26 protein-coding genes and 1 riboswitch are annotated in these 24,786 nt (G+C 59.7%); of the genes, 7 read left to right on the top strand and 19 right to left on the bottom strand.

Going from position 1 to position 24,786, the window contains the following annotated elements; all coding sequences use genetic code 11:
- Positions 1–14 precede the first annotated feature (14 nt).
- The 6 genes from KHO07_RS08160 to cobO are packed head-to-tail and all read right to left on the bottom strand — an operon-like array spanning position 15 to position 6,022.
- Complete coding sequence (locus tag KHO07_RS08160; RefSeq protein ID WP_212626887.1) at positions 15–1,466, bottom strand: cobyric acid synthase; 1,452 nt, start codon at positions 1,464–1,466, stop codon at positions 15–17.
- Positions 1,463–2,455, bottom strand: a complete 993-nt coding sequence (gene cobD, locus KHO07_RS08155; protein WP_150734819.1) for a threonine-phosphate decarboxylase CobD — start codon at positions 2,453–2,455, stop codon at positions 1,463–1,465. The genes KHO07_RS08160 and cobD overlap by 4 nt, the downstream gene beginning before the upstream one ends.
- A complete protein-coding gene (gene cbiB, locus KHO07_RS08150; RefSeq protein WP_150734820.1) occupies positions 2,448–3,356 on the bottom strand; it encodes an adenosylcobinamide-phosphate synthase CbiB in 909 nt (302 codons plus the stop codon). Before cbiB ends, cobD begins: the two co-directional genes overlap by 8 nt.
- Complete coding sequence (gene bluB, locus KHO07_RS08145) at positions 3,353–4,003, bottom strand: 5,6-dimethylbenzimidazole synthase (protein ID WP_212626886.1); 651 nt, start codon at positions 4,001–4,003, stop codon at positions 3,353–3,355. The genes cbiB and bluB overlap by 4 nt, the downstream gene beginning before the upstream one ends.
- Positions 4,000–5,400: a cobyrinate a,c-diamide synthase gene (locus tag KHO07_RS08140; RefSeq protein ID WP_212626885.1), complete on the bottom strand. Its 1,401-nt coding sequence runs from the start codon at positions 5,398–5,400 to the stop codon at positions 4,000–4,002. The genes bluB and KHO07_RS08140 overlap by 4 nt, the downstream gene beginning before the upstream one ends.
- Before the next feature lie 10 nt (positions 5,401–5,410).
- Positions 5,411–6,022, bottom strand: coding sequence for a cob(I)yrinic acid a,c-diamide adenosyltransferase (gene cobO / locus KHO07_RS08135; RefSeq protein ID WP_212626884.1), 612 nt, complete (start codon positions 6,020–6,022; stop codon positions 5,411–5,413).
- An 82-nt stretch (positions 6,023–6,104) separates the two neighbouring features.
- A riboswitch (cobalamin riboswitch) is annotated at positions 6,105–6,334 on the bottom strand.
- A 196-nt stretch (positions 6,335–6,530) separates the two neighbouring features.
- Here cobO and KHO07_RS08130 point away from each other — a divergent pair.
- A complete protein-coding gene (locus KHO07_RS08130; protein ID WP_150734824.1) occupies positions 6,531–7,844 on the top strand; it encodes a sorbosone dehydrogenase family protein in 1,314 nt (437 codons plus the stop codon).
- Positions 7,845–7,857: 13 nt separating this feature from the next.
- Here the strand turns inward: KHO07_RS08130 and KHO07_RS08125 are convergent, their stop codons facing one another.
- The 6 genes from KHO07_RS08125 to KHO07_RS08100 all read right to left on the bottom strand — a co-directional run bounded on the left by KHO07_RS08125 (position 7,858) and on the right by KHO07_RS08100 (position 13,187).
- Positions 7,858–8,511: a class I SAM-dependent methyltransferase gene (locus tag KHO07_RS08125; protein ID WP_212626883.1), complete on the bottom strand. Its 654-nt coding sequence runs from the start codon at positions 8,509–8,511 to the stop codon at positions 7,858–7,860.
- 18 nt (positions 8,512–8,529) lie between these two features.
- Positions 8,530–9,066 (bottom strand): C40 family peptidase, encoded by a 537-nt coding sequence (locus KHO07_RS08120; RefSeq protein ID WP_150734826.1) that lies wholly within the window; start codon positions 9,064–9,066, stop codon positions 8,530–8,532.
- Between the two features lie 165 nt (positions 9,067–9,231).
- Positions 9,232–9,864 (bottom strand): NlpC/P60 family protein, encoded by a 633-nt coding sequence (locus tag KHO07_RS08115; RefSeq protein WP_212626882.1) that lies wholly within the window; start codon positions 9,862–9,864, stop codon positions 9,232–9,234.
- Positions 9,865–10,091: 227 nt separating this feature from the next.
- A complete protein-coding gene (gene hda, locus KHO07_RS08110) occupies positions 10,092–10,796 on the bottom strand; it encodes a DnaA regulatory inactivator Hda (protein WP_056852945.1) in 705 nt (234 codons plus the stop codon).
- A gap of 219 nt (positions 10,797–11,015) precedes the next feature.
- A complete protein-coding gene (locus tag KHO07_RS08105) occupies positions 11,016–12,089 on the bottom strand; it encodes an AI-2E family transporter (protein ID WP_212626881.1) in 1,074 nt (357 codons plus the stop codon).
- A gap of 36 nt (positions 12,090–12,125) precedes the next feature.
- A complete protein-coding gene (locus tag KHO07_RS08100; protein ID WP_212626880.1) occupies positions 12,126–13,187 on the bottom strand; it encodes a DUF2066 domain-containing protein in 1,062 nt (353 codons plus the stop codon).
- Positions 13,188–13,575: 388 nt separating this feature from the next.
- Between KHO07_RS08100 and purM the strand changes: the two genes are divergently transcribed.
- The 5 genes from purM (at position 13,576) to KHO07_RS08075 (ending at position 17,491) form a co-directional block, all read left to right on the top strand.
- Positions 13,576–14,634 carry a phosphoribosylformylglycinamidine cyclo-ligase gene (purM, locus tag KHO07_RS08095; RefSeq protein WP_008148639.1) on the top strand — a complete coding sequence of 353 codons (1,059 nt, stop codon included), beginning with the start codon at positions 13,576–13,578 and terminating at the stop codon, positions 14,632–14,634.
- Positions 14,634–15,284 carry a phosphoribosylglycinamide formyltransferase gene (gene purN / locus KHO07_RS08090; protein ID WP_075948459.1) on the top strand — a complete coding sequence of 217 codons (651 nt, stop codon included), beginning with the start codon at positions 14,634–14,636 and terminating at the stop codon, positions 15,282–15,284. Before purM ends, purN begins: the two co-directional genes overlap by 1 nt.
- Before the next feature lie 8 nt (positions 15,285–15,292).
- Positions 15,293–16,006: a DUF3108 domain-containing protein gene (locus KHO07_RS08085; RefSeq protein WP_150734830.1), complete on the top strand. Its 714-nt coding sequence runs from the start codon at positions 15,293–15,295 to the stop codon at positions 16,004–16,006.
- A gap of 145 nt (positions 16,007–16,151) precedes the next feature.
- Entirely contained in the window at positions 16,152–16,568 is a 417-nt protein-coding gene (locus tag KHO07_RS08080; protein WP_212626879.1) for an OsmC family protein, read from the top strand.
- A gap of 62 nt (positions 16,569–16,630) precedes the next feature.
- The gene (locus tag KHO07_RS08075; protein ID WP_150734832.1) at positions 16,631–17,491 is read left to right on the top strand and encodes a pirin family protein; all 861 of its coding nucleotides are present in this window, start codon (positions 16,631–16,633) and stop codon (positions 17,489–17,491) included.
- Positions 17,492–17,566: 75 nt separating this feature from the next.
- Here KHO07_RS08075 and KHO07_RS08070 read toward each other — a convergent pair whose 3' ends face one another.
- From KHO07_RS08070 to KHO07_RS08055, 4 genes are all read right to left on the bottom strand, one after another.
- Positions 17,567–18,295 (bottom strand): dienelactone hydrolase family protein, encoded by a 729-nt coding sequence (locus KHO07_RS08070; RefSeq protein WP_212626878.1) that lies wholly within the window; start codon positions 18,293–18,295, stop codon positions 17,567–17,569.
- A gap of 67 nt (positions 18,296–18,362) precedes the next feature.
- Positions 18,363–20,267 carry a molecular chaperone HtpG gene (htpG, locus tag KHO07_RS08065; protein WP_212626877.1) on the bottom strand — a complete coding sequence of 635 codons (1,905 nt, stop codon included), beginning with the start codon at positions 20,265–20,267 and terminating at the stop codon, positions 18,363–18,365.
- Positions 20,268–20,349: 82 nt separating this feature from the next.
- Positions 20,350–20,799 (bottom strand): PaaI family thioesterase, encoded by a 450-nt coding sequence (locus KHO07_RS08060; RefSeq protein ID WP_150734835.1) that lies wholly within the window; start codon positions 20,797–20,799, stop codon positions 20,350–20,352.
- Entirely contained in the window at positions 20,796–21,272 is a 477-nt protein-coding gene (locus KHO07_RS08055) for a PaaI family thioesterase (RefSeq protein ID WP_075948465.1), read from the bottom strand. The genes KHO07_RS08060 and KHO07_RS08055 overlap by 4 nt, the downstream gene beginning before the upstream one ends.
- A 160-nt stretch (positions 21,273–21,432) precedes the next feature.
- Here KHO07_RS08055 and KHO07_RS08050 point away from each other — a divergent pair, with 160 nt between their 5' ends.
- Positions 21,433–21,678 carry a hypothetical protein gene (locus KHO07_RS08050; protein WP_075948466.1) on the top strand — a complete coding sequence of 82 codons (246 nt, stop codon included), beginning with the start codon at positions 21,433–21,435 and terminating at the stop codon, positions 21,676–21,678.
- A 78-nt stretch (positions 21,679–21,756) separates the two neighbouring features.
- Here KHO07_RS08050 and KHO07_RS08045 read toward each other — a convergent pair whose 3' ends face one another.
- From KHO07_RS08045 to brnQ, 3 genes are all read right to left on the bottom strand, one after another.
- Positions 21,757–22,158, bottom strand: a complete 402-nt coding sequence (locus KHO07_RS08045; protein ID WP_150734836.1) for an MAPEG family protein — start codon at positions 22,156–22,158, stop codon at positions 21,757–21,759.
- Positions 22,158–22,895 (bottom strand): DUF599 family protein, encoded by a 738-nt coding sequence (locus KHO07_RS08040; protein WP_150734837.1) that lies wholly within the window; start codon positions 22,893–22,895, stop codon positions 22,158–22,160. Before KHO07_RS08040 ends, KHO07_RS08045 begins: the two co-directional genes overlap by 1 nt.
- 202 nt (positions 22,896–23,097) lie before the next feature.
- Positions 23,098–24,411, bottom strand: a complete 1,314-nt coding sequence (gene brnQ / locus KHO07_RS08035) for a branched-chain amino acid transport system II carrier protein (protein ID WP_075948469.1) — start codon at positions 24,409–24,411, stop codon at positions 23,098–23,100.
- Between the last annotated feature and the right edge of the window lie 375 nt (positions 24,412–24,786).

Here is a 24,786-nt window from a genome sequence, read left to right as displayed (position 1 = left end):
GTGAGACAGCCGGCTTAAATCCCACAGAGCTCACGCAACAACCCGGTATCCAGATGCTTCTCCACCAAATCCGCCAACCGCTCGATATCGCGCTCGCGCAACCCGTGGTAATCCACCTCCTGCACCGCCTGCAAACCCGCCCAACGCAACAGCGCACTGCAGGCCGCCGGTGACTCGAACAGGCCATGCAGATACGTGCCGAAAATCTGCCCGTCGTCGCTCTGGGCACCGTCGCACCGACCATCATCGAGCTGCACCGCGGCGTTTTCCAGCGCCGGCCCGGTGGTCACGCCAGCGTGAATTTCATAGCCGACGACTTCAGCATTCTCCAGCGCCAGGCGCCCGCGCACATTGAGCAGTTGCTTGTCCTGCTCCAGTTGCGTTTCAAATGCCAGCAAGCCCAGTCCGGCGCTGGAGCCCGGTGCACCTTCCAGGCCCAAGGGGTCGTGCACCTGTTCGCCGAGCATTTGCAGGCCACCGCAGATACCCAATACTTTTCCGCCATAGCGCAAATGCCGGGCGATTGCAGTTTCCCAGCCGTTGGTGCGCAGATACGCGAGATCACTGCGAACACTTTTCGAGCCGGGCAAGATGATCAGGTCGGCGGGAGGAATCGCCTGGCCGGGGCCGATGAATTGCAGATCGACTTGCGGATGCAGGCGCAGAGGATCGAAATCGGTGTGGTTGCTGATGCGTGGCAGCACCGGCACCACCACTTTCAGGACTTGCTCGGCCTTATCGGTCTGGCGCTGATCGATGCCGTCTTCGGCTTCCAGATGCAGGTCCATCACATAAGGCAGGACCCCGATCACCGGTTTGCCGGTGCGCGATTCAAGCCAGTCGAGCCCGGGTTGCAACAGGGCGATGTCGCCGCGAAAACGGTTGATGATGAAGCCTTTGACCCGCGCCTGCTCGCTCGGTGACAGCAGCTCCAGCGTGCCCACCAGATGCGCGAAAACCCCGCCGCGGTTGATGTCGGCGATCAGCAGCACCGGGCAATCCACCGCTTCGGCGAACCCCATGTTGGCGATGTCGCCGGCACGCAGATTGATTTCCGCCGGCGAACCCGCGCCTTCGACCATCACCACCGGATACGCGGCGCTCAACCGTTGGTGCGAGGCCAGCACCGCTTGCATCGCGATGGCTTTGTAGTCGTGATAAGCCACGGCATTCATCGTCGTGACCGCACGGCCATGGATGATCACCTGAGCGCCCGTATCGCTGTTGGGCTTGAGCAGCACCGGGTTCATGTCGGTATGAGGCTCGAGGAACGCCGCCTGAGCCTGCACGGCTTGCGCGCGACCGATTTCGCCACCGTCGGCCGTCACCGCACTGTTGAGCGCCATGTTCTGCGGCTTGAACGGCACCACGCTCACCCCCTGACGCGTGACCCAACGGCACAGCGCCGTCACCAGGGTACTTTTACCGGCATCGGAGGTGGTGCCCTGTACCATCAACGTGATCATGGGTGTTCCTTGGTTAACGCATTGAATGCGGCGTCGAGACGCGCCCAATCGGCTTCATCGCCCGGCAAGCCGAAACGCAGGCTGCTGTTATGTATGAACAGGCGCAGCAGAATGCCGCGCCGGGCCATGAACTCGTGGAGTTCCTCGGCGCGATCAGTGATCAGCCACTGAAACAGCGCGCAGCCACCCTGTGGTTTGAAGCCGTGGTGTTCGAGCAGCGCCGCCAACCGCTCACTGGCCTCTTCGGCGCGTATGCGTTGTTGCGTTTGGCCTTCGGTGTCGCGCAGGCACGCCTGGCCCAACACCCGGGTCGGGCCACTCACGGCCCACGGCCCCACTTGCTCGGCGAGCAATTTGAGCAACTTGCGCTCGGCCAGCACAAACCCCAGACGCACGCCGGCCAAGCCAAAAAACTTGCCGAACGACCGCAGCACGATCAAACCGACTTGATGGGCGAATGGCGCAAGGCTCAAGTGTGGCGTGTTGTCCATGAACGCTTCGTCCACCACCAGCCAACCACCGCGCTGCGCCAGACGCGCGTGCCAGTCCAGCAATCGGCCGGGTGTCAGGCTCAGACCCGTGGGATTGTTCGGGTTGACCACCACCAGTATGTCGAGGCTGTCGACGAAGAAATCGACTTCCTGCTCCAGCACTTCACGCACGATGTAACCGTTACGCCGCCAGGCCTCGGCATGTTCGGCGTAACACGGCGACAGCACGCCGACTTTGCCGGCCCGACGCAAACGCGGCAGCAACTGGATGGCCATTTGCGAACCGGCCACCGGCAATGCCTGCAAGGTACCGTAATAATCGCAAGCGGCCTGTTCCAGACCGTCGTCGGTTTCCGGCAACCGTGCCCACGCCCGCAACGGTATTTCAGGGACAGGAAAAGGCCAGGGCGCGAGGCCGCTGGACAGATCGAGCCAATCGGCTTCCTCGATGCCGTATTCGAACGCCGCCTTGCGCAACCGGCCACCGTGTTCAAGCATAAAATTCAGCCCCCACGCAGAGAATCAGCAGCCATAACCATACCCCGCGCTGGACCAATTGCCAGCCTCGGTCGATGGCGTCGGCATCCGCCGGCACGCCTTCGCCCAGTTGCGGACGCTCGTGCAGTTCGCCGTGATAAATCGCCGGCCCGCCCAATTCGACGCCCAGCGCACCCGCCCCCGCCGCCATCACCGGACCGGCATTCGGACTGTCCCAGGTCGGGCCCTGGGTACGCCAGCATTTCAAGGCCAAGCGGGTTTTACCCAGCAGCGCGTAGGTCAATGCCACCAGGCGCGCAGGCATGTAATTGAGCACGTCATCGATCTTCGCCGCTGCCCAGCCGAAACGCTCGAAGCGTTCGTTGCGATAGCCCCACATCGCATCCAGCGTATTGCTCAACCGATAGAGCACCACGCCCGGCGCACCGGCCACGGCAAACCAGAACAAGGCGGCGAACACCGCGTCGCTGCCGTTCTCCAGCACCGATTCGGTGGCGGCACGGGCGACTTCGGTTTCATCCAGCTCACTGGTTTTACGGCTGACCAGATAGCTCACGCGTTTGCGTGCTTCTTCAAGATCATTGCTGCGCAGGGCTTTCGCCACAGGCTCGACGTGTTCACCGAGGCTGCGCATGCCGAGGGCGCAATACAGCGCGAGAATCTCGACGATCCAGCCGACATAAGGCGCCCAGGAAAATGCCGTGGCCAACAATGTCAGCGGCAACACGGCGATCACCCATGCAGTGACACCATGACTGCGCCAGCCACGGCCACCGCCGTTGAAACGTTGCTCGATGCGCTCGGCAAAACGGCCGAACGCCACCAGCGGATGCCAGCGTTTGGGTTCGCCCAGCAGCGCATCCAGCGCAACCGCGGCGACACTCAACAACGCCACACTCATTGACTCACTCCCCAATAATTTTCATACAACATTTCACTCAGCGGACGCGCCTGCGCCCAGCCTTCGAGCACCAGCATCGGCGCCGGATAGAATGCCTTGACCGGCCCCAGGCACAGGATCGCCAATGGCTTGGCACCCGCGGGCAAGCCCAACAGGTCCGCGAGCGCTTGCGGTTCGAACAATGAAACCCAGCCCATGCCCAATCCTTCGGCACGGGACGCCAGCCAGAGGTTCTGGATCGCGCAGGACAACGACGCCAAGTCCATTTCCGGCAACGTACGACGCCCGAAGATATGCCGCTCGCGATCCTCCATCAGTGCAGCCACCAGCACCTCGGCACAGTCGTTGATGCCTTCGACCTTGAGCTGCATGAATTCGTCGGTGCGCTCGCCGAGGGCTTCGGCGGTGCGGATGCGCTCGTCTTCCACCAGCGCCTGGATCTTGCCGCGTAAATCGCGATCGCTGATGCGGATGAAACGCCAGGGCTGCATCAGGCCAACGCTGGGCGCCTGATGCGCGGCTTCGAGTAAACGCCGAAGCAACTCGGGCTCGACCGTGCCCCCGCTGAAGTGGCGCATGTCGCGTCGTTCGGCGATAGCGCGATAAACCGCTTCGCGTTCGGCATCGGAAAAGGCGTTGTCAGTCATGGCCTCTTCGCTGGCAAGCCAGCGCCCACAAGGAATTGCATTTCTTCAGGTATCACACTGCTCACTGTAGGAGCTGGCTTACCAGCGATGGCGGCTTCAAGGTCGGGTGCGAAAAGCGCGGCGATCGCCTGTGGATTCGACGGAAAATAAAAATGCACATAAGAGGCCGTCATCCGCCCCTCACGATAAACCGCTTCCGCCCCACGTCCGCCATTAGGACTCAAGCCCCGGGCAATCGGCGTCAGTTCGGTGGTCGTCAGCGAGTGATGATAGGTATGCCCGCGCAGCGAGCCTTCCGGCAGCTCAACCGCCTGCAAGGCCAACGCGGCCAGGCGCTTTTGCATCACCGCGTCACCGCTCAGCAAACCGACCAGCTCGGCGCGGGTGCCTTCGACATCAGTCAACGAATCGAGCAAATAAAGCATGCCGCCACATTCGGCCAGCAACGGCTTACCCGCGGCATGGTGCGCACGGATGGCGTTCAGCATCGAGGTGTTTTGCGCCAGCGCCACATGATGCAACTCCGGATAACCGCCCGGCAGATACAAGCTGTCGGCCTCGGGTAATTGCGCGTCACGGATCGGCGAGAAAAACCGCAACTCAGCGCCCATCGCCCGCAACACATCGAGACTGGCGCCATAAGTGAAGGCAAACGCTTCATCACGGGCCACGGCAATGCGCACACCGGCCAGCAACGGCTCGGCTGCAATCACATCGGGAGCGGCAAATTGCACCGCTGGCGGCAACGCGACTTCGCAACTGCTGGCCAAGGCATCAGCCGCCGCATCAAGGCGCACATCGAGGTCGTTCAACTCGCTGGCCTGTACCAGCCCCAGGTGGCGGCTCGGCAACTCGATTCCGGTTTCCCGGGACAAGGCGCCATACCAACGCAGGCCTTCGGTCAGGCTGCCCTCAAGCAATTGCGCGTGACGCAGGGTGCCGACGCGATTGGCCAGGACACCGGCAAACGGCAAGTCCGGCTGATAACGCGCCAGCCCGAGGGCCAGTGCACCAAAAGTCTGGGCCATGGCGGTGCCGTCGATGACAGCGAGCACCGGCACACCGAAATGGCGTGCCAGATCGGCACTCGACGGCGTGCCGTCAAACAGCCCCATCACGCCTTCGATCAGAATCAGATCGGCCTCAGCGGCGGCTTCCCATAACAGGCGACGACTTTCCTGCTCGCCGACCATCCACATATCCAATTGATAAACCGGCGCACTGCTGGCGCGCTCGAGAATCATCGGGTCGAGAAAGTCCGGGCCGCATTTGAACACGCGCACCTTGCGCCCCTGATTGCGATGCAAACGGGCCAGTGCGGCGGTGACAGTGGTCTTGCCCTGACCGGAGGCCGGCGCGGCAATCAATACTGCCGGGCATTGGCGAGCGCTACTCATACAGTGCGGCTCACAGTTCCACGCCTTTTTGCGCTTTGATTCCGGCCTGGAAGGCGTGCTTGATCATGCCCATCTCGGTGACGGTGTCAGCCAGCTCGATCATTTCCGGCTTGGCGCCGCGACCGGTGACCACCACGTGTTGCATCGGCGGACGCGCCTGCAAATCGCTGAGCACCTGATCCAGATCGAGATAACCGTGCTTGAGGGCGATGTTCAATTCGTCCAGCACCACCAGGCCGATGGACGGATCACGCAGCAGTTCCTGCGACACGGCCCAGGCCGCTTCGGCGGCGGCGATATCACGCTGACGATCCTGGGTTTCCCAGGTGAAACCCTCGCCCATCACATGAAAACGCACCTGCTCGGGGAAACGTCGGAAAAACAATTCTTCGCCGGTGCTGTTACGCCCTTTGATGAATTGCACCACGCCGCACCGCATGCCATGGCCCATGGATCGCGCGAGCATGCCGAGAGCCGAGCTGCTCTTGCCTTTGCCGTTGCCGGTCAGCACCAGCAGCAGGCCGCACTCGTTCGGCGAGTTGGCAATGCGCTCGTCGATCACGGCTTTTTTGCGCAGCATGCGCGCCAGATGACGTTCGTCACGATCAGGGGTATCAGTCATGGGGGAGCTCTCCGTTGAGGCTGGAATAACGGCGGGCAGGCACAAGAATAGACGGCAAGAAGCCTGGCATCGCCCACCGTGATGCCGCTTGGATGGATCAGGCCGGTCTCCGGACTCATGAGCGGCTTGCGCCAGACTGCGCGCCTTCCCATGTCTGTCGACACAGTGGCCAAGGCGCAATCTTTCACTCATTTACCGTTGCGGGGGCAGCGTCGGGATTGCGGCTCTTCACTTCTGAAACGCTCGCTCACCGACTTCCCTGTTTCACTCTGTCGACCCAAGCCACAGAGCACCTGAAACAAGCCGCGAAGGTTAGAGGGTTGGGGGTGGAGCGTCAATTGAAGACAGGGCGCACAGATGAATAACCGCCGCCGATCAATCACCAGGCAGGCCGTTACCATCCCGGCATGGCCGTGCTGCTGAAGCAGGCTCGCGGCTTAAGGGTTGAACCAACCAGCGGCCAGGCTTCTCTATGATTAAATCAAGGCATCCACAGGGAAGATCCGCAATGCGCACATCCGAGCTCGTATTCGTTGTCGCTCTCGCCGGAGGGCTCGTCGCTTGCGGCGAAACCTCCAGCCTGCAAGTCTCCGACGGCACCGGTCCGTCACCCAAGTTGCCCGAACCCAACAAAACGCTATTCCCGACGATGAACATCGCCCCGGCCATCGGCTGGCCGGACGGTGCAAAACCCGTGGCGGCCAGCGGCACTCAAGTCGGCGCATTTGCCGATAATCTCGATCACCCACGCTGGCTGTACGTGTTGCCCAATGGCGACGTCCTGGTCGCCGAAACCAACGCCCCGCCCAAGCCCGATGACAACAAAGGCATCAAGGGCTGGATTACCAAGAAAGTCATGGGCCGCGCCGGAGCAGGCGTACCGAGCCCGAACCGCATCACACTGCTGCGCGACAGCAATCACGACGGCATCGCTGAGACCCGCACGGTGTTCCTGGAAAACCTGAACTCGCCCTTCGGCATGACGCTGGTGGGCAACGACCTGTACGTGGCCGACACGGATCGCCTGCTGCGCTTCCACTACGAAACCGGCGACACAGCCATCAAGTCGCAACCGATCAAAGTCGTCGACTTACCGGGCGGGACACTGAATCACCACTGGACCAAAAATGTGATTGCCAGCCAGGACGGCAGCAAGCTGTACGTCACGGTAGGCTCGAACAGCAATGTCGGCGAGAACGGCATGGATCAGGAGCAAGGACGTGCGGCGATCTGGGAAGTGGATCGCGCCACCGGTAATCACCGGATCTTTGCCTCCGGCCTGCGCAATCCGAACGGCATGGCGTGGGAGCCGCAAAGCGGCGCACTGTGGACGGCGGTCAACGAGCGGGATGAAATCGGCAGCGATCTGGTGCCCGATTACATCACCTCCGTGAAGGACGGTGGGTTTTACGGCTGGCCGTTCAGCTATTACGGCCAGCACGTCGACGTACGCGTCGAACCGCAAAACCCGAATCTGGTGGCCAAGGCGATCGCGCCGGACTACGCGGTCGGCCCGCACACCGCGTCGCTGGGCCTGACGTTCGCCGAAGGCAACACATTGCCGGCGCAATTCAAGGAAGGCGCCTTTATCGGCCAGCACGGCTCATGGAACCGCAAACCGCACAGCGGTTACAAAGTGATTTTTGTGCCATTTAGCGCAGGCAAGCCGACGGGACAACCGATTGATGTGCTCACCGGTTTTCTCAACGACGAAGAAAAAGCCATGGGCCGGCCGGTAGGTGTCGTGATCGATCAGCAGGGTGGCTTGCTGGTGGCCGATGATGTGGGAAACAAGGTATGGCGGGTGTCCGCGACTCGATAAGCGGCTGCGATCGTTAGCGTTTACGACAGAGCGTTAGCCCATCCCCCAGCGGCAACAACGACAGATCTACCCGCGCGTCATCCTTCAACGCTCGATTGAGCGCCTGGATCGCGCGGGTGTCTGCGCTCTGCGGATTGCTTTCCAGCACCCGACCGCTCCACAGGGTGTTATCAAACACCGCCAGCCCACCGACCCGCAGCAACCGCAGCGCGTGCTCCAGATAGGCCGGGTAGTTGGCCTTGTCGGCATCGATGAAAATCAGATCGAATTCGCCAGGCTGATGCAGCGTGCCGAGCGTTTCCAGCGCAGGCGCCAGGCGCAGATCAATGCGCGTGCTCAATCCGGCTTCTTCCCAGTAGCGACGAGCGATGGCGTTGTAGTCACCCGGCATGTCGCAGCAGATTAGCGAGCCTTCATCCGGCAATGCCGCCGCCATGCACAGGGCGCTGTAACCGGTAAAGGTGCCGATCTCCAGCAATCGCCGCGCACCGATGAGCTTCACCAACAACGCGAGAAACTGCCCTTGCTCGGGCGCTACCTGCCAGCGCGCCATCGGCAATGCCTGGGTTTCGTCGCGCAAGCGCTTGAGCAGCGGCGTCTCGCGCAGGGATACGTCCAGAAGGTATTGATACAGCGAATCGTCGAGGTTGAGTGTGCGAGCAGTCATGACGACAACCTCCGAAGATCAGGGATTGCGCGCCAAATGCTCCGGCTGCAGGACGCGCTTGGCACTCAGGTAGGCTTTCTGCCAATACGCTTTGGACAGGCTGTCGAGCTTTACCGTGCCACCGGTGGCTGGCGCATGGACGAATCGCCCTTCGCCGACGTAAATCCCGGCATGGCTGACCTGGGAGCCGCCGTTGGTGGCGAAGAAGATAAGGTCACCGGTCTGCAAGCCTTCCTTGCCGACATTCGCCGCCTGCATGGTGATCATCTCGCGCGTGGTGCGCGGCAAGGAAATCCCGGTGACATCGCGGTACACATAGCCAATCAAGCCACTGCAATCAAAACCCGAATCCGGCGTATTGCCACCCCAGCGATAAGGCGTGCCCACCAGGCCCAACGCGCGAAACAGCACGTCTTCCGCTTCAGGTGAGAACGATTGGGAAGGACCGAAAACGATGGGTGCCCTGACCACCGGCGCGGGTGGCGGTGTGCGGCTGGCGCAAGCGCTGAGCAGCGCTGCGAAGAACATGATTGCGAGGCGGGCCGACGTCGACATAAGCAGAGCATCCTGATCTGGCTGCGGCTTTTTTCTGCTGGGACGCAGAAAAGAAAACCGCCTGCGCAGTACGCAGGCGGTTTGCCATCATTGATAGATCAGAATTCTAGCGCTTATCAGGCAAACTTCAAGTAAGACTTTAAGTTCACCTTACAAATTGTCCGCTTACTTGCGAGCGGTGACGATTGGAGCCGCACCTGGCGCCATGGCGAGTGCGCGCTTGGCTTCGATGAATGTCTTGCTCCAGTAGCTGTCGCCCAGGCTATCGATCCGTACACCACCGCTGCGGCGGCTGCTGGAATGGATGAACTGGTTGTCACCCAGATAGATCCCGGCATGGCTGACGCGACCGCGGCGACCATTGGTGGCGAAGAACAGCAGATCGCCCGGCTCGAGCTTGCTGCGCGACACCAGTGGTGCGTCCACGTTGATCATTTCGCGGGTGGAGCGCGGCAGATTCATGCCGGCTTCTTCACGGAACAGGTAACCGATGAATCCGCTGCAATCGAAGCCGGCTTCAGAGGTACCACCGAAACGGTAACGGGTACCGATCAGCGACATGCCGCGTTCAAGGATGCTGTCTGCCAGAACCGGCAGCTGGTAGGACTTGCCATCGGCGAAGTCGGCCAGTTCTTTTTCGGTCGCGAGTTCTTCCTGATAAAGAGCGGAAGACTGAGCGGTAACGGAGCTTTTCACCTGCTGTTGCTGCGCTTGCTGGACCACTGGAGTGTGGGCAGCGCAACCGAACAACAGGGTAACGAGTGCGAGAGGCACGAGGGGTGCAAAGCGATTTAGCATGGGCACGACCGTGGCTGATAGTTGTAAAGAAGCCGAGACTATGCCCGCTATCATCCTCATTTGCAAATTCAATCGAACTTTATGTGACTTATCGGTTTCTCGTTAACATCTAAGCGCTTAAGCCTATTTTGAATGTTGACGCAGCCTGCAACCGTGCAGGAAAGCGGATTTTCTGGCGCCTGAAATATGCCAGAAACCGCTTCAGACCTTGAATTTACCGGGTTTTGCTACCAACCCAGCGTCTCTTTAAGGAAGGGAATTGTCAGCTTGCGCTGGGCTTGAAGCGAGGCCTGATCGAGTTGTTCGAGCAAGTCGAAAAGCGCGCTCATGCTACGGGTTCCGCGGGTCAAGATAAAATGCCCGACTTCGTCGGTCAGGTGCAGGCCGCGACGGGATGCACGCAGTTGCAGGGCACGCAGTTTGTCTTCATCGGAGAGCGGGCGCATCTGGAAGATCAGTGCCAGGGTCAGGCGGGATTTGAGGTCCGCCAGTTTCACCGGCAGCTCGCGCGGTGAAGTCGATGCAGCAATCAGCAGACGCCGACCGCTGTCACGCAGACGATTGAACAGATGGAACAGCGCTTCTTCCCAATCCGCCTTGCCTGCGACTGCATGCAAGTCATCCAGGCAGACCAGCTCATACTGTTCAAGGTTGTCGAGGATTTCGATGCCACGGTCCATCAATTCGGCCAACGGCAGATACACCGCCGGTTCACCCATCTGCTCGAATCGCAGGCATGCGGCCTGCAACAGATGCGTGCGCCCTACCCCATGCTTGCCCCAAAGATAGATCAGACTCTCGGTCCAGCCGGCGTCGGCTTCGCACAGCCGCTCGACATAGCCGAGTGCAGCGGCATTGGCGCCTGGGTAGTAGTTGATAAAGGTGGCGTCGTCACGCAGACGCACACCTAGGGGCAGCTGAATCGGTTTCATGCTGACTGAACAGTTCCAAAGGAACCGTTAGTGGCCTCTGTGTAAAGTTTGCGAAGTTTATACCCGTGAAGCCGACCGCACAATGCGACAGACCACAAGCAAAATCAAAGGTTTGCGTTGACGCTCCGGTTTTATGACAGTTTCTTTGGCGCTGCGGGCAACAAACCGGCGCCGGTTGCGGGACATCCCGGGAGTGAACCGGGATGCCCGCGCCACCCGCTAGAGCTCGGGCTCGTCAACACCACTGTAAATCTCAGAATCCTTATACAAATCATGTATATGGCGCACCAGCACCATGATCACCGCCGCCACCGGCAGCGCCAGCAGGACACCGGTAAACCCGAACAACTCACCACCGGCCAGAATCGCGAAGATCACCGCCACCGGGTGCAAGCCGATTCGATCCCCCACCAGCAGCGGCGTCAGCACCATCCCTTCCAGCGCCTGGCCCACCATGAACACCGCGACGATACCGACCATCGGATACAGATCACCGCCGAACTGGAACAACCCGGCAATCAGCGCCGCGCCAATACCGATTACAAACCCCATGTACGGCACAATCGCCGCCAGACCGGCAATCAGTCCGATCAACAGCCCCAGCTCCAGTCCTACCAGCATCAGGCCCGCCGCATAGATGGCGCCCAGCGCCACCATCACCAGCAACTGCCCACGCACGAACGCCCCCAGCACTTCATGGCATTCGCCGGCCAGGGACACAACGCGCTCTTCACGATCACGGGGCAGGAGGCTACGGATCTTGGCCATCATCAGATCCCAATCGCGCAACAGGTAAAAACTCACCACCGGAATCAGCACCAGATTCGCCAGCCAGCCAATCAGCGCAAGGCCAGAGGCCGTCGCCTGGCTCAGCACGACACCGACAATGTCAGTGGTTTGCCCCATGTGCTCGCTGATGGCGGCCTTGAGCTTGTCGAATTTCCAGAAACCTTCCGACAAACCAAACTTCGACTGCGCCCACGGCAGCGCGGTGTGCTGCAACCAGTCGAGCATCTGCGGCGCCAATTCGTACAAACGGAAAAGCTGCTTGGCCAGCATTGGCACCAGCACCAACAGCAACGCAGTCAAGATCAAGGTAAACAGCGCAAAGACCGCCACGACGCCCCAGGTCCGGGACAGCCCGGCCTTTTCCAGCCGGTCTACCAGCGGATCGAACAGATAAGCCAACAACAACGCCACCAGGAACGGCGTGAGAATCGGATGTAACAGCCAGATAAACGCGCAGAGCAGGACCACTGCACCCAACCAGAACCAACGCCGCGTATCGGCCATGAACCACTCCATTGCTTCTATATAAAGAAAGAAAATCTACCAGCGAAAACGCAGTTGCGGAGTCGGTGCCGGGGTTGGCGCTACGGCAGGGGCCGAACCGTCCGCTGCAGGCTGAGCCGGAACCACCGGAGCTTCAGCGACCGGTGCCGCCGTTACCTCCTGCAATTTCGCCAGCGACAGCTGGGCACGCAATTGATCGGTGCTGCCATTGACCCGATAGAGAATCCGGTCGCCGTCGACACTTTGCGGGCGCCCGGCAAAAGGCTCCAGCAAACGCCCAAGTGCCGCATAGCGTTCAAGGTTCATGCCTTGTACTTCCAGCAACTGCTGGGACGATGCACCCGGCTTGGCGACAAACCGCGGCGCCAGCCGTTCGTTGACCGCCAGCATCACGGCATCCGCCACAGCGGCCTGATCCGCCCCCTGCACGCTACCCGCCTCTTTCTGATCACCCAACCACAACCGCCACTTGGCTTGCCACTGCCCCCCCTCTTCCCGGGCATGCACCGCGAGCAAGGCGTCGGCATTGTAACGCTCAGACGCTCCACGCAGCGGGGCCGGATCAGCACTTTCCAGATTCGGCGCCGTAGCGACGATCTGCTCGTTCAAATCGGCAAGCGGCAGCCGCAGCGGCAAACCACGATGCTGCGCCGCTCGGCGCAACGGCGCGGCGCTGGCCTGACCATCGCCCACCAGACTTGAGCCTTCCGTGGAATCGTTCAACCACCAACTCAGAATCGATGGCCGATTGGCGCCCCACATGGCCAGCCCGGCGCGGCGCAATGCTTGCTCGGTGGAGGCAGGATCGAAATCGACCTTAAGCACTTCCGGTGGCCCCGCATCAAACCCGTACTGACTGATGATTTGTTGCGGGTCTTTGCGAATCGCCGCCAACCCCGGATTTTGCGCCGCCTTGGGATCTCCGGTCAGGCGCAGCACCAGCGTATCCAGCGCACGCTGGGTCGCCTGATCGCGTTCTTCCGGCGCCTGGCCATTGACCGGCTCGCGCACTTGGTAGAGGCCTTTGACGGTTTCGGCATGACTGACAAGACTGATCAACGACAAACAGCCCACAAACAAGAATTTACAAAAGCGCATGGAAGATTCCTGACGACAAGAGCGGCTGGAACAGACCGCATGAAGACGATCGAGCAAGGCTGTGACCATCGCCCGGCGCAAAACATTCACACGCTCTAGGTTAGTTTTTTTCGCACTGTCATAACGATAGACGGTTAATGGCGATACCTTGCACAGGTCAGCAGGATGCCATCAACCGGAAAGAATTAAGGTTTTTTTAGGCTGATATGCCCCCTGCCGTCGGCCTGAGGATGGCCGCTGCCCTTCAAGCCTGATAAAATCGCGCGCCTTCGCAGACCGGCAACAGCCGGGCACTTTCGAAATTCGCGTGAGGCAATCGCCCTCGTCGATTTCGGCGGCCCCGCTGGACTCGGTCGTTACCCCTGAATCCCCCCTAAAGGCCTGGATCATGAGCAAGCAACCCTCCCTGAGCTACAAGGACGCCGGTGTAGACATCGACGCCGGTGAAGCATTGGTCGAACGCATCAAGAGCGTCGCCAAGCGCACTGCGCGCCCGGAAGTCATGGGCGGCCTGGGCGGTTTCGGCGCCCTCTGCGAAATCCCGGCCGGCTACAAGCAGCCTGTGCTGGTTTCCGGTACTGACGGCGTCGGCACCAAGCTGCGCCTGGCACTGAACCTGAACAAGCACGACAGCATCGGCATCGATCTGGTCGCCATGTGCGTCAATGACCTGGTGGTCTGCGGCGCCGAGCCGCTGTTCTTCCTCGACTACTACGCCACCGGCAAACTGAACGTCGAAACCGCGACCCAGGTCGTCACCGGTATCGGCGCTGGTTGCGAACTGTCGGGTTGCTCCCTGGTTGGCGGCGAAACCGCTGAAATGCCGGGCATGTACGAAGGCGAAGACTACGACCTGGCCGGCTTCTGCGTCGGCGTCGTGGAAAAATCCGAAATCATCGACGGTTCCAAAGTCGCTGCTGGCGATGCCCTGCTCGCCCTGCCGTCTTCCGGCCCGCACTCCAACGGTTACTCGCTGATCCGCAAGATCATCGAAGTGTCCGGTGCCGACATCGAAAATATCCAGCTCGACGGCAAACCGCTGACCGATCTGCTGATGGCCCCGACCCGTATCTACGTGAAGCCGCTGCTCAAGCTGATCAAGGAAACCGGCGCTGTCAAAGCCATGGCCCATATCACCGGTGGCGGCCTGCTGGACAACATCCCGCGCGTTCTGCCAAAAGGCGCTCAGGCCGTGGTTGACGTGGCGAGCTGGACCCGCCCGGCGGTGTTCGACTGGCTGCAAGAGAAGGGCAACGTCGACGAGAACGAAATGCACCGCGTGCTGAACTGCGGCGTAGGCATGGTTATTTGCGTGGCTCAAGAGCACGTCGAAACCGCGCTGAACGTTCTGCGTGAAGCCGGCGAGCAGCCATGGGTCATCGGTCAGATCTCCACCGCTGCCGAAGGCGCGGCTCAGGTTGAACTGAAGAACCTCAAGGCTCATTGATGTCCCAGACCTGTGATGTGGTGGTGCTGTTGTCCGGCACCGGCAGTAACTTGCAGGCCTTGATCGACAGCACGCGGACCGGCGACAGCCCGGTCCGCATCGCTGCGGTGATTTCCAACCGTGCCGACGCCTACGGCCTGCAACGCGCCAGTGATGCGGGTATCGCCACCCGCTCGCTGGATCACAAGGCTTTCGAAGGTCGTGAGGCCTTCGATGCCGCGCTGATCGAACTGATCGACGCTTTCAACCCCAAACTCGTGGTACTGGCCGGCTTCATGCGCATTCTCAGCGCTGACTTCGTGCGTCACTACCAGGGTCGCCTGCTCAATATCCATCCCTCGCTGCTACCCAAATACAAAGGGTTACACACTCATCAGCGCGCGCTGGAGGCCGGCGACACCGAACACGGCTGCTCCGTGCACTTCGTCACCGAGGAACTCGATGGCGGACCACTGGTCGTACAGGCAGTAATACCGGTAGAGTTGCATGACTCGCCGCAAAGTCTGGCGCAGCGAGTCCATGCTCAGGAACACCTGATCTACCCGATGGCCGTACGCTGGTTTGCCGAAGGCCGGTTATCACTCAGTGATCAAGGTGCTTTACTGGATGGACAGTTACTCGCGGCCAGCGGCCACTTGATTCGAACCTAGGAGATTTTATGCGTCGCGCCCTGCTCTTCGCTTGCGCTCTGCTTGCCTTGCCATTCGCGCAAGCCGCAGACCTTCAACCGTTCTCCGCCAGCTACACCGCCGACTGGAAGCAGTTGCCCATGAGCGGCACCGCTGAACGCAGCCTGACCAAGGAAGCCAACGGCGTCTGGAAGCTCAACTTCAAGGCGTCGATGATGATCGCCAGCCTGTCCGAAGAAAGCACCCTGACCGTCGACAAGGACACCCTGCTGCCACAGTCCTATCACTTCGAACGCGGCGGCCTGGGCAAAGCCAAGAAGGCCGATCTGGACTTCGACTGGACGGCCAAAAAGGTCACCGGTACTGATCGTGGTGACGCGGTCAATATTCCGCTGAACCGCGGCATGCTCGACAAATCCACCTATCAACTGGCGCTGCAACACGACGTGGCTGCCGGCAAAAAGAGCATGAGCTATCAGGTTGTCGATGATGGCGAAGTCGATACTTATGACTTCCGCGTGCTCGGTTCGGAAAAAGTCGACACCAAGGCAGGCCAGATCGACGCGATCAAGGTCGAGCGCGTGCGCGATCCGACACAAAGCAAGCGCATCACCGTGCTGTGGTTCGCCAAGGATTGGGACTATCTGCTGGTCCGCCTGCAACAGGTCGAAACCGACGGCAAGGAGTACAACATCATGCTCCTGGATGGCACCGTCAACGGTAAGGCTGTCAAAGGCAGCTGATCCGGATCGACCTGAAGAAGCCCCGCCATTGCGGGGCTTTTCTTTGAAGATGATAAAAAGCAGGAACGCACGCCCGGCACAACGCTCTATACCTTCAAGGTCTTTTTTGATCGAATGACTTTTCCTGTCGCTTGCGAGGTTCTCCATGACTGTCACCGTCAATACCGTTTCCGCCGAAGGTTTTCGCCACAGTGTCCAGATCGATGACCACGAACTTTTCGCCGATGTGCCCGTCACGGCTGGCGGTGACGGTTCGGCCCCGGAACCCCACGACTATTTCGACGCGGCACTCGGCGCCTGCAAGGCCCTGACCCTGAAGCTCTACGCGAAGAAGAAAGACATCCCGCTCACCGGCGTCGGCGTGGAGGTCAAGCGCGACAACAGCCAGGAACAGAAAGGCAAGTACGCGCTGCACGTCAAACTGACGCTCAAGGGCGTGCTCACCGACGCTCAGCGCGAAGAGCTGCTCCGCGTCGCTGATCGCTGCCCGATCCACAAGCTGATGACCACCAGCGAAGTCAGCATCGAAACCCATCTGTCTGAAGGCGCGTTCAGCCAATAGCGGCAACGGCTGCGCAAGCGGGTTATGCTCCCACGCATTACCCGCTCAGCCTGGAATGCACCATGAACACTCCGCTCGTGATCCGCCCCCGCGCCGAAGATGTCGAAGGCCAGCCGATTCTTCGCCCGTTGCCGTCAGCCAAATGCCGTAATGTCGGGCCCTTCGTGTTTTTCGACCACATGCTCGAAACCGAGTATCCGGCAGGCAAAGGCATGAACATCCGACAGCACCCGCATATCGGGCTGTCGACCCTCACCTACTTGTTCGACGGGCAGATCCAGCACAAGGACAGCCTCGGTTCCGATCAGGTGGTCAATGCTGGCGATGTCAGCTGGATGACTGCCGGCAGCGCGATCGCCCACGTTGAACGCACGCCACAGCCGCTATGGGACCAACGTTTCAGGATGCACGGTTTGCAGATCTGGCTGGCGTCCCCGAAAGATCACGAACAAGGCCCGGGGCATTACAGCCATCACCCGGCGGCTACGCTCCCGGTCAGCGACAACCTTGGAGTGAAGATCCGCATGATCGCCGGTTCAGGCTTTTGCCTGGAATCGCCGGTGCCGGTGCTCTCGCCCACGCTGTACGCCGAACTGCACCTGCAAACGGCGACGACGCTGCTGATTCCCACCGAGCATGAAGAGCGTGCGCTGTATGTATTGAGCGGTGAGGTACAACTGGATGGCGAATCGATAGAGCCGCATTCGCTGGTGGTTTTGCCTGCCGGAGAGGAAATGACCCTGTCTGCTGACAGCGACACGCATGCGGTGCTATTGGGTGGCGCGCCACTGGATGGGCCGCGGCGGATCAACTGGAATTTTGTCGCGAGCGATCCGGCAGCCATCGATGAAGCACGCCGACGCTGGGCGGCCGGGGATTGGCCGACGGTGCCGGGGGAAGTTGACAGGATCGAACTGCCTTAGCTTTTCTATAGACTGTCAGGCCCCTTCGCGGGCTTGCCCGCGAAGGGGTCGGCGCTCACACCGACCAAATCATGGTCAGCCCTTGAACACTTCGTCCAGCAAGTTATGCATCGACGTGAACGCCCGTGCGGCAATTTTCGCGTCATACATCATCATTCCCGGCACATTCGCATGCGGATCGGTGAACGAGTGGAACGCGCCGCCGTAACTCAGCAACTGCCAATCCACACCGGCCGCGTTCATTTCATCTTCGAACGCTGGCAATTGCTCTTTCGGCACCAATGGATCAGACGCGCCGTGCAGTACCAGCACCTTGCCCTTGATGTTCTTCGCATCGGCCGGATTCGGTGTGTCCAGCGTACCGTGGAACGATACCGCCGCCTTCACCGGTGCGCCGGTACGGGCAAACTCCAGGGCACAGCAACCACCAAAGCAGAAACCGTAGGTCGCCAGTTTCGAGCTATCGACCACCGCTTCCCCCTGGCTTTGCAACTGTTCGAACGCCACCTGCATGCGCTTGCGCAGCAATGCCCGGTCATTTTTCAACGGCATCATCGCCGCGCCCGCCTCGTCGTTGTTCTGCGGGCGAATCGACTGACCATAGATGTCCGCGATCAGCACCACGTAGCCCTTGGCTGCCACCGATCTGGCGATCTCTTCAGCACCGGCGCTGACGCCCATCCAGTTCGGCGCCATCAACAGCCCCGGAAGCGGGCCTTTGTGATCGGCGTCGAACGCCAGACGGCTTTCATAGGATTGGCCATCAATTTGATAGGCAACCGAACGTACAGTGATTTGGCTCATTTCTGACTCCTGATTGGTGAACACCAGAATGAAAAAACCCGCCGAAGCGGGTTTTTCTACAACCTGATTAAGCCGACAGCTCAACCAATAGCTTGTTCAGACGACGCACGTATGCCGCCGGATCTTTCAAGCTGTCGCCAGCCGCCAGCGCTGCCTGATCGAAGAGGATGTGCGACAGGTCGCCGAAGCGCTCGTCACTCTGCTCGTTGTCGAGCTTCTCGATCAGCGGGTGAGCCGGGTTGAATTCGAAGATCGGCTTCGAATCCGGAACCTTCTGACCGCTGGCTTCGAGGATCTGACGCATTTGCAGACCCAGGTCCTGTTCGCCGATGGCCAGAATCGCCGGGGAGTCGGTCAGACGGTGGGAAACCCGCACTTCAGCGACGGATTCTCCCAGCGCAGTTTTCAGACGCTCAACCAGACCTTCTTTGGACTTGGCGACTTCTTCCGCAGCTTTCTTGTCCTCTTCCGAGTCCAGGTTGCCGAGGTCCAGGTCACCGCGCGCCACGTCGACAAAGCTCTTGCCGTCGAAATCGTTGAGGTAGCTCATCAGCCACTCATCGATGCGGTCGGTCAGCAGCAGCACTTCGATGCCTTTCTTGCGGAAGACTTCCAGGTGCGGGCTGTTTTTGACTTGTGCGTAGGTTTCGCCGGTGAGGTAGTAAATCTTGTCCTGACCTTCCTTGGCGCGTGCCAGGTACTCGGCCAGGCCGACAACCTGCTCGCCGTCGTCGCCGTTGGTCGATGCGAAACGCAGCAGGCCGGCGATTTTCTCTTTGTTGGCGAAGTCTTCAGCCGGGCCTTCTTTCATGACCTGGCCGAAGTTTTTCCAGAAGCCCTGGTATTGCTCAGGCTCGTTCTTCGCCAGTTTTTCCAGCATGTCCAGAACGCGCTTGGTCAGCGCCGACTTCATGGAGTCGATGATCGGGTCCTTCTGCAGGATTTCCCGCGACACGTTCAGCGACAGGTCATTGGAGTCGACCACGCCTTTGATGAAACGCAGGTACAGCGGCAGGAACGATTCGGCCTGGTCCATGACGAACACACGCTGCACATAGAGCTTCAGGCCTTTCGGCGCTTCACGCTGGTACAGGTCGAATGGAGCACGGGCCGGCACGTACAGCAGCGAGCTGTATTCCAGCTTGCCTTCGACCTTGTTGTGGCTCCAGCTCAGCGGGTTTTCGAAGTCGTGAGCGATGTGCTTGTAGAACTCCTGATATTCCTCGTCCTTGATCTCGGTACGCGGACGGGTCCACAGGGCGCTGGCGCGGTTGACGGTTTCCCATTCAACAGCCGGTTGCTCTTCGCCTTCGGCAGCTGCCACTTCTTTCGGCAGTTCGATCGGCAAAGCGATGTGATCGGAGTATTTCTTGATGATGTTGCGCAGACGCCAGCCATCGGCGAACTCGTCTTCACCGGATTTCAGGTGCAGGACGATGCGAGTACCGCGCTCGGCTTTATCAACCGTTGCAACTTCGAAATCGCCCTCGCCTTTGGACGACCAATGCACGCCTTCGCTGGCGGCGTTGCCGGCACGACGGCTGTACACGTCGACTTTGTCAGCGACGATGAATGCGGAGTAGAAACCCACACCAAACTGACCGATCAGGTGCGAGTCTTTTTTCTGGTCGCCGGTCAGGTGCTTCATGAAATCGGCGGTACCGGACTTGGCGATGGTGCCCAGGTGCGTGATCGCATCCTCGCGGCTCATGCCAATGCCGTTGTCTTCGAGGGTGACGGTCTTGGCGTCCTTGTCGAAGCTCACGCGGATTTTCAGTTCGGCGCCACCTTCCAGCAGTTCTGGCTTGGACAGCGCTTCGAAACGTAATTTGTCTACAGCGTCAGAGGCGTTCGAGATCAGTTCGCGAAGGAAAATTTCCTTGTTGGAATACAGCGAATGGATCATGAGGTGCAGCAGTTGCTTCACCTCGGTCTGGAAGCCCAGGGTTTCCTTTTGAGTTTCCACACTCATGGTCATCAAACTCCAATCAGATGGCATTGGCCGCGACCTTGAGCGGTCTGCGGCGGGTTGTCATCAGAGTTGGGGGCTGAGTTCAGGATTTCAAGGGCTCCTCGAGTTTGAAATGCGCCCGGGCCGTGGCGATGGGTTCGCCTTCGGTGGTTTGCCAGGCGGTAATCGCCACGTTGGCCACCCGACGCCCCTGACGGCAAACCTGGCATCGAGCCCAGGTATCGCGGAACTGCCCGGCGCGCAGGTAATCGAGGGAGAAGTCGATGATCTTCGGTACACCCGGCGAGCCGGTAGCAATCAGCAGGTGCAATGCAGCGGACAGCTCCATGAAACCGGCAATCACGCCGCCATGGATGGCAGGCAATAAAGGATTACCAATGTTGTCCTTGTTGGCCGGTAGACGAAACAGCAATTCATCCCCCACCCGTGAACACTCGACACCGATCAGCCCGGCATAGGGAATGAGTTGCAGCAGCGGCGCGTAGTCGCCTTTCTCGTGAGCGTCTTGAAGCTGTCGTTTGAAATCGCTCATTGCCCCGCTCCCTTGATCACGCCACCAAAGTTTTGAGTGCCCTTGATGGCCTTGCCCATGCGCATGAAAGTGCCCACCACATGGGCGATGGGCTGTTCGGGATCGTCCTGATAGGCAAAGCCGCGGGCGAAAATCACATCGGTGGTGACCCGGTAGCACTGGGCGAAGCCGTAGACATCTTTATGCGGCTCGGCGGCGTGCATGTAATCGATGCGCAGATCAAGGGTTGGGCAGACTTCGAACTCGGGCAGCACGCAAAGCGTGGACATGCCGCATGCCGTGTCCATCAGCGATGTCAGGGCACCGCCGTGAATGACGCCTGTCTGTGGGTTGCCGACGATCTGCGGGCCGTAAGGCAGCACCACCGTGAGCCCTTCGGTACTGGCGCTGTGAACCCGCAAGCCGAGTACCTGACAATGCCTCAGCGCCGATAGAAATCGCGTCGCGCGCTCAAAAACGGGGTTTTCGGCCATTTGATAAAAACTCTTATTTATAGTCAGACAGTGCAGTAGCGGTCCGGGTAAAAGTTCCGCGTTAGAACAAACTTATATATCTGAAGAATTTGAGGAACTTAACCCTGACGCCCGGGCTCTTAAGGCCAGATAGAACATTTTCCATAAGGAGAAACACCCCATGCGTAAGACTTTAGCTATTGCCTTGATGTTGACCGCTTCCCTCGGTCTCGCAGCCTGCGATAAAAAATCCGAGGACAAAGCTCAAGATGCTGCCGAACATGCTGAGCAAGCTCAGCAAGACATGAGCAAAGCTCAGGATAAAGTGAACGACGCGGCGAAAGAAAACGCCGAAGCTGCCAAAGATCAGGCTGAATCGAATGCAGAAGCGGCTAAAGAAGCTGCTCCGGAAGCACCTAAGAATTAATTCGGTTTTTAGCGTGATAAAAGAAGCCCGCCAAGTGCGGGTTTTCTTTTGCCTGCGTTTTCTGTTGCAGTGCCAGCGTTAGAGCAAAAGCGTTCGAAAAGTCGGACTAATCATCAACAACAACGAACAAACTAACCCCACCAGCCATACCAGACTGCGCTGCCACGTCAGGTCCTTCCAGTAACATACCAAATAGATAACTCGCGAGATCACGAAGATGATCGCCAGCAGGTCAATCAGCCACCCAGCTGTCTGCGTGGTATGCGCCATCAGCACCCCCACCGCAAACAATATGAATGCCTCAAAGCTATTCTGATGCGCCGCCACCGCCCGGGCACCCAATCCGGTGAGTTGCGCCTGCTGTTGGCGCGGCAAGTGGTTGTTGTACCCGCCCTGCGCTTTCATGGCTGTGGTCACGGGCATGCGCGCCACGTAAATCAGCACGGCACTGATAAACACACACCAGAATGGAATACTCATCAAGCAGCCTCTTTATTCACCTCGGGCAATGGCGCCTCTGTAGGGGTATAGACCATCACGTCGAGAACGTCGGAGTGAAACTCGCGGCGATACAACACGAACACCACACCGGCACTCATCAACATGAACAACCACGGGCTGACGAACCAGGCCAGCATGGTCATGCCGAAGTAGTAGGAGCGCAGGCCGAAGTTGAACTGGTTGGCGGCCATCGAGATGACACGCGCCGCGCGGGCGGCAAAGGCTTTGCGCTCCAGCTCGGAGACATGACGTTCGCCGACCATGGGTGCAGAGCCCACCAGAATCGCCGCGAAGTTGTACTGACGCATGCACCAGCTGAACGTGAAGAACGCATAGACGAACACCAGCGCCAGGCACAGCAGCTTGATTTCCGACATGCCCTGGGAGGCCTGTTGCACCATCGGGATATCCGCCAACAACGATACCGCCCGCTCGGACGCCCCGAGCACCGTGAGAATACCGGCCAGGATAATCAGCGTGCTGGAGGCGAAGAACGACGCGTTGCGTTCCAGATTGCCGATCACGCTGGCATCCGCGATACGGTTGTCACGCAGCAGCATGCGGCGCATCCAGTCTTCGCGATACAGGTGCAGAACACTGGCCAGGCACGCGGTGTCACGGCCTTTCCATGTGGCATAGCGGGTGTAACCGCCCCAGCAGATGACAAACCAGATGGCCGCCATAATATGGATCAGGTTGGCTTGGATGAACGACATGCGGGTCCTTGTGATGAAGTGGCAGAACACACGATCCCTGTAGGAGCAATTGCTCCCACAAAGGGTTTTGCAGTGCTTCGACGTTCGACGTTAGCCCAAGAAAAAAGACACCGCCCCCCTCACAAAAAAATGCCCCGTATCGATTGATACGGGGCATTTCTGTTTCTGCCTGTCAGGCCCGCTTGTGGCGGGCCGGCTACCTTTAAGCCAACGCTTCTTCGCGCTTGCCCAGCAGACGATCGCAAACCACGGCAACCACCATTGTCATCACCGACGGCACCAACCAGGCCAGGCCCTGCTCGCTCAACGGCAGATGCGCCATTTGACTTGGCATCCAGTCCGCCAGGCCCGCCCCCTTGAGGGCGTCGATTAGGCCGAAAATGAACGACACCAGCATGACCGGACCGAGGATACGACCCTGCTCATGCCAGAAGTCCTTACAGAAGCTCAGCGCCACCAGAACGATGCATGGCGGATAGATCGCAGTGAGTACCGGGATCGAGAACGCAATCAGCTTGGTCAGGCCCAGGTTGGACACCAGCAGCGAGAACGCAGCAAGAATGATCACCAGGGTCTTGTAGGACAGCGGCACCACACGGCTGAAGTACTCGGCGCAGGCACAGGTCAGGCCGACCGCGGTCACCAGGCACGCCAGGGAGATCAGCACCGCAAGGAAGCCACTGCCTAACGAACCGAAGGTGTGCTGTACGTAGGCGTGCAATACCGCCGCGCCATTGGTAGCGCCGGCGGCCACTTCGTGGCTGCCCGAACCGAGGCGGAACAGGCTGACATAAACCAGCGCCAGACCTACACCGGCAATCAGCCCGGCGATGATCGCGTAACGGGTAATCAGCGCTGGCGATTCAACACCGCGGGAACGGATCGCGTTGACGATGACGATGCCGAATACCAGGGCGCCCAGGGTATCCATGGTCAGGTAACCATTGATGAAGCCTTGGGAGAACGGTGCTGCAACGTATTCAGGGGTGGCGTGACCAATGTCACCGGCCGGCAAAGCGAATGCAGCGATGCCCAGCACGGCGAGCGCGATGATCTTCAGCGGCGCGAGGAAGCGTCCAACAGTGTCCAGCAAACGCCCGGGATACAGGGAAATGAAGAACACCAGCAGGAAGTACACCGAGCTGTAGAGGAACAGCGCCAACGGGCTCTCGCCGGTCAATGGCGCCAGACCCACTTCGAAAGATACGGTCGCCGTACGCGGTGTCGCAAACAGCGGGCCGACCGCGAGGTAGCACGCGGCTGCCAGCAGGCCACCCGCGACTTTACCGATCGGACTGCTCAGCGCGTCCATGGCGCCGCCCACCTTGGCCAGCGCCACAACAGTGATCACCGGCAGACCGACCGCTGTAACCAGAAAGCCCAGCGCTGCCATCCAGACATTAGGCCCGGACTGCAAACCGACGATAGGCGGGAAGATGATGTTGCCAGCCCCGACGAACAGGGCAAACGTCATAAAACCAAGTGCCAGGATGTCCTGGCCTTTCAACACTTTCATTAAGGAAATACCACACTACTGAATCGGAATTTAGAGAGGGATTTCCCTATGGGTGAGGGAAATGCTGTCAGTCCGTATAAGACCGACCCTTTTAGCGCGTTGCTGCCTTGTGGGCCGCAGACGCAAAAATGGCGCGTAGCCTAACGAATTTGGGTGGTAAACGCACTGTTAAAGGGCGAACTATCCGATACGCGACATCTCTGTGTCGCGTTTACATATCTAAATTTCATGAAACGTCCCTGCGGCGAGGGAGCTTGCTCCTGCTCGCCTGCGAAGCAGGCGTAATGCCAGACAACGCATTTCATCCTTTAGAACGCGGCTGTATGTTTTTGGGGCTGCTTCGCAGCCCGGCGGGAGCAAGCGCCCTCGCCTCAA

Origin of the sequence: Pseudomonas sp. PP3 (assembly GCF_905336995.1) — a bacterium.
Taxonomy (GTDB): domain Bacteria; phylum Pseudomonadota; class Gammaproteobacteria; order Pseudomonadales; family Pseudomonadaceae; genus Aquipseudomonas; species Aquipseudomonas reinekei.
Note: the sequence above shows the minus strand (reverse complement) of the source record. Positions and strands in the feature narration are given on the sequence as shown.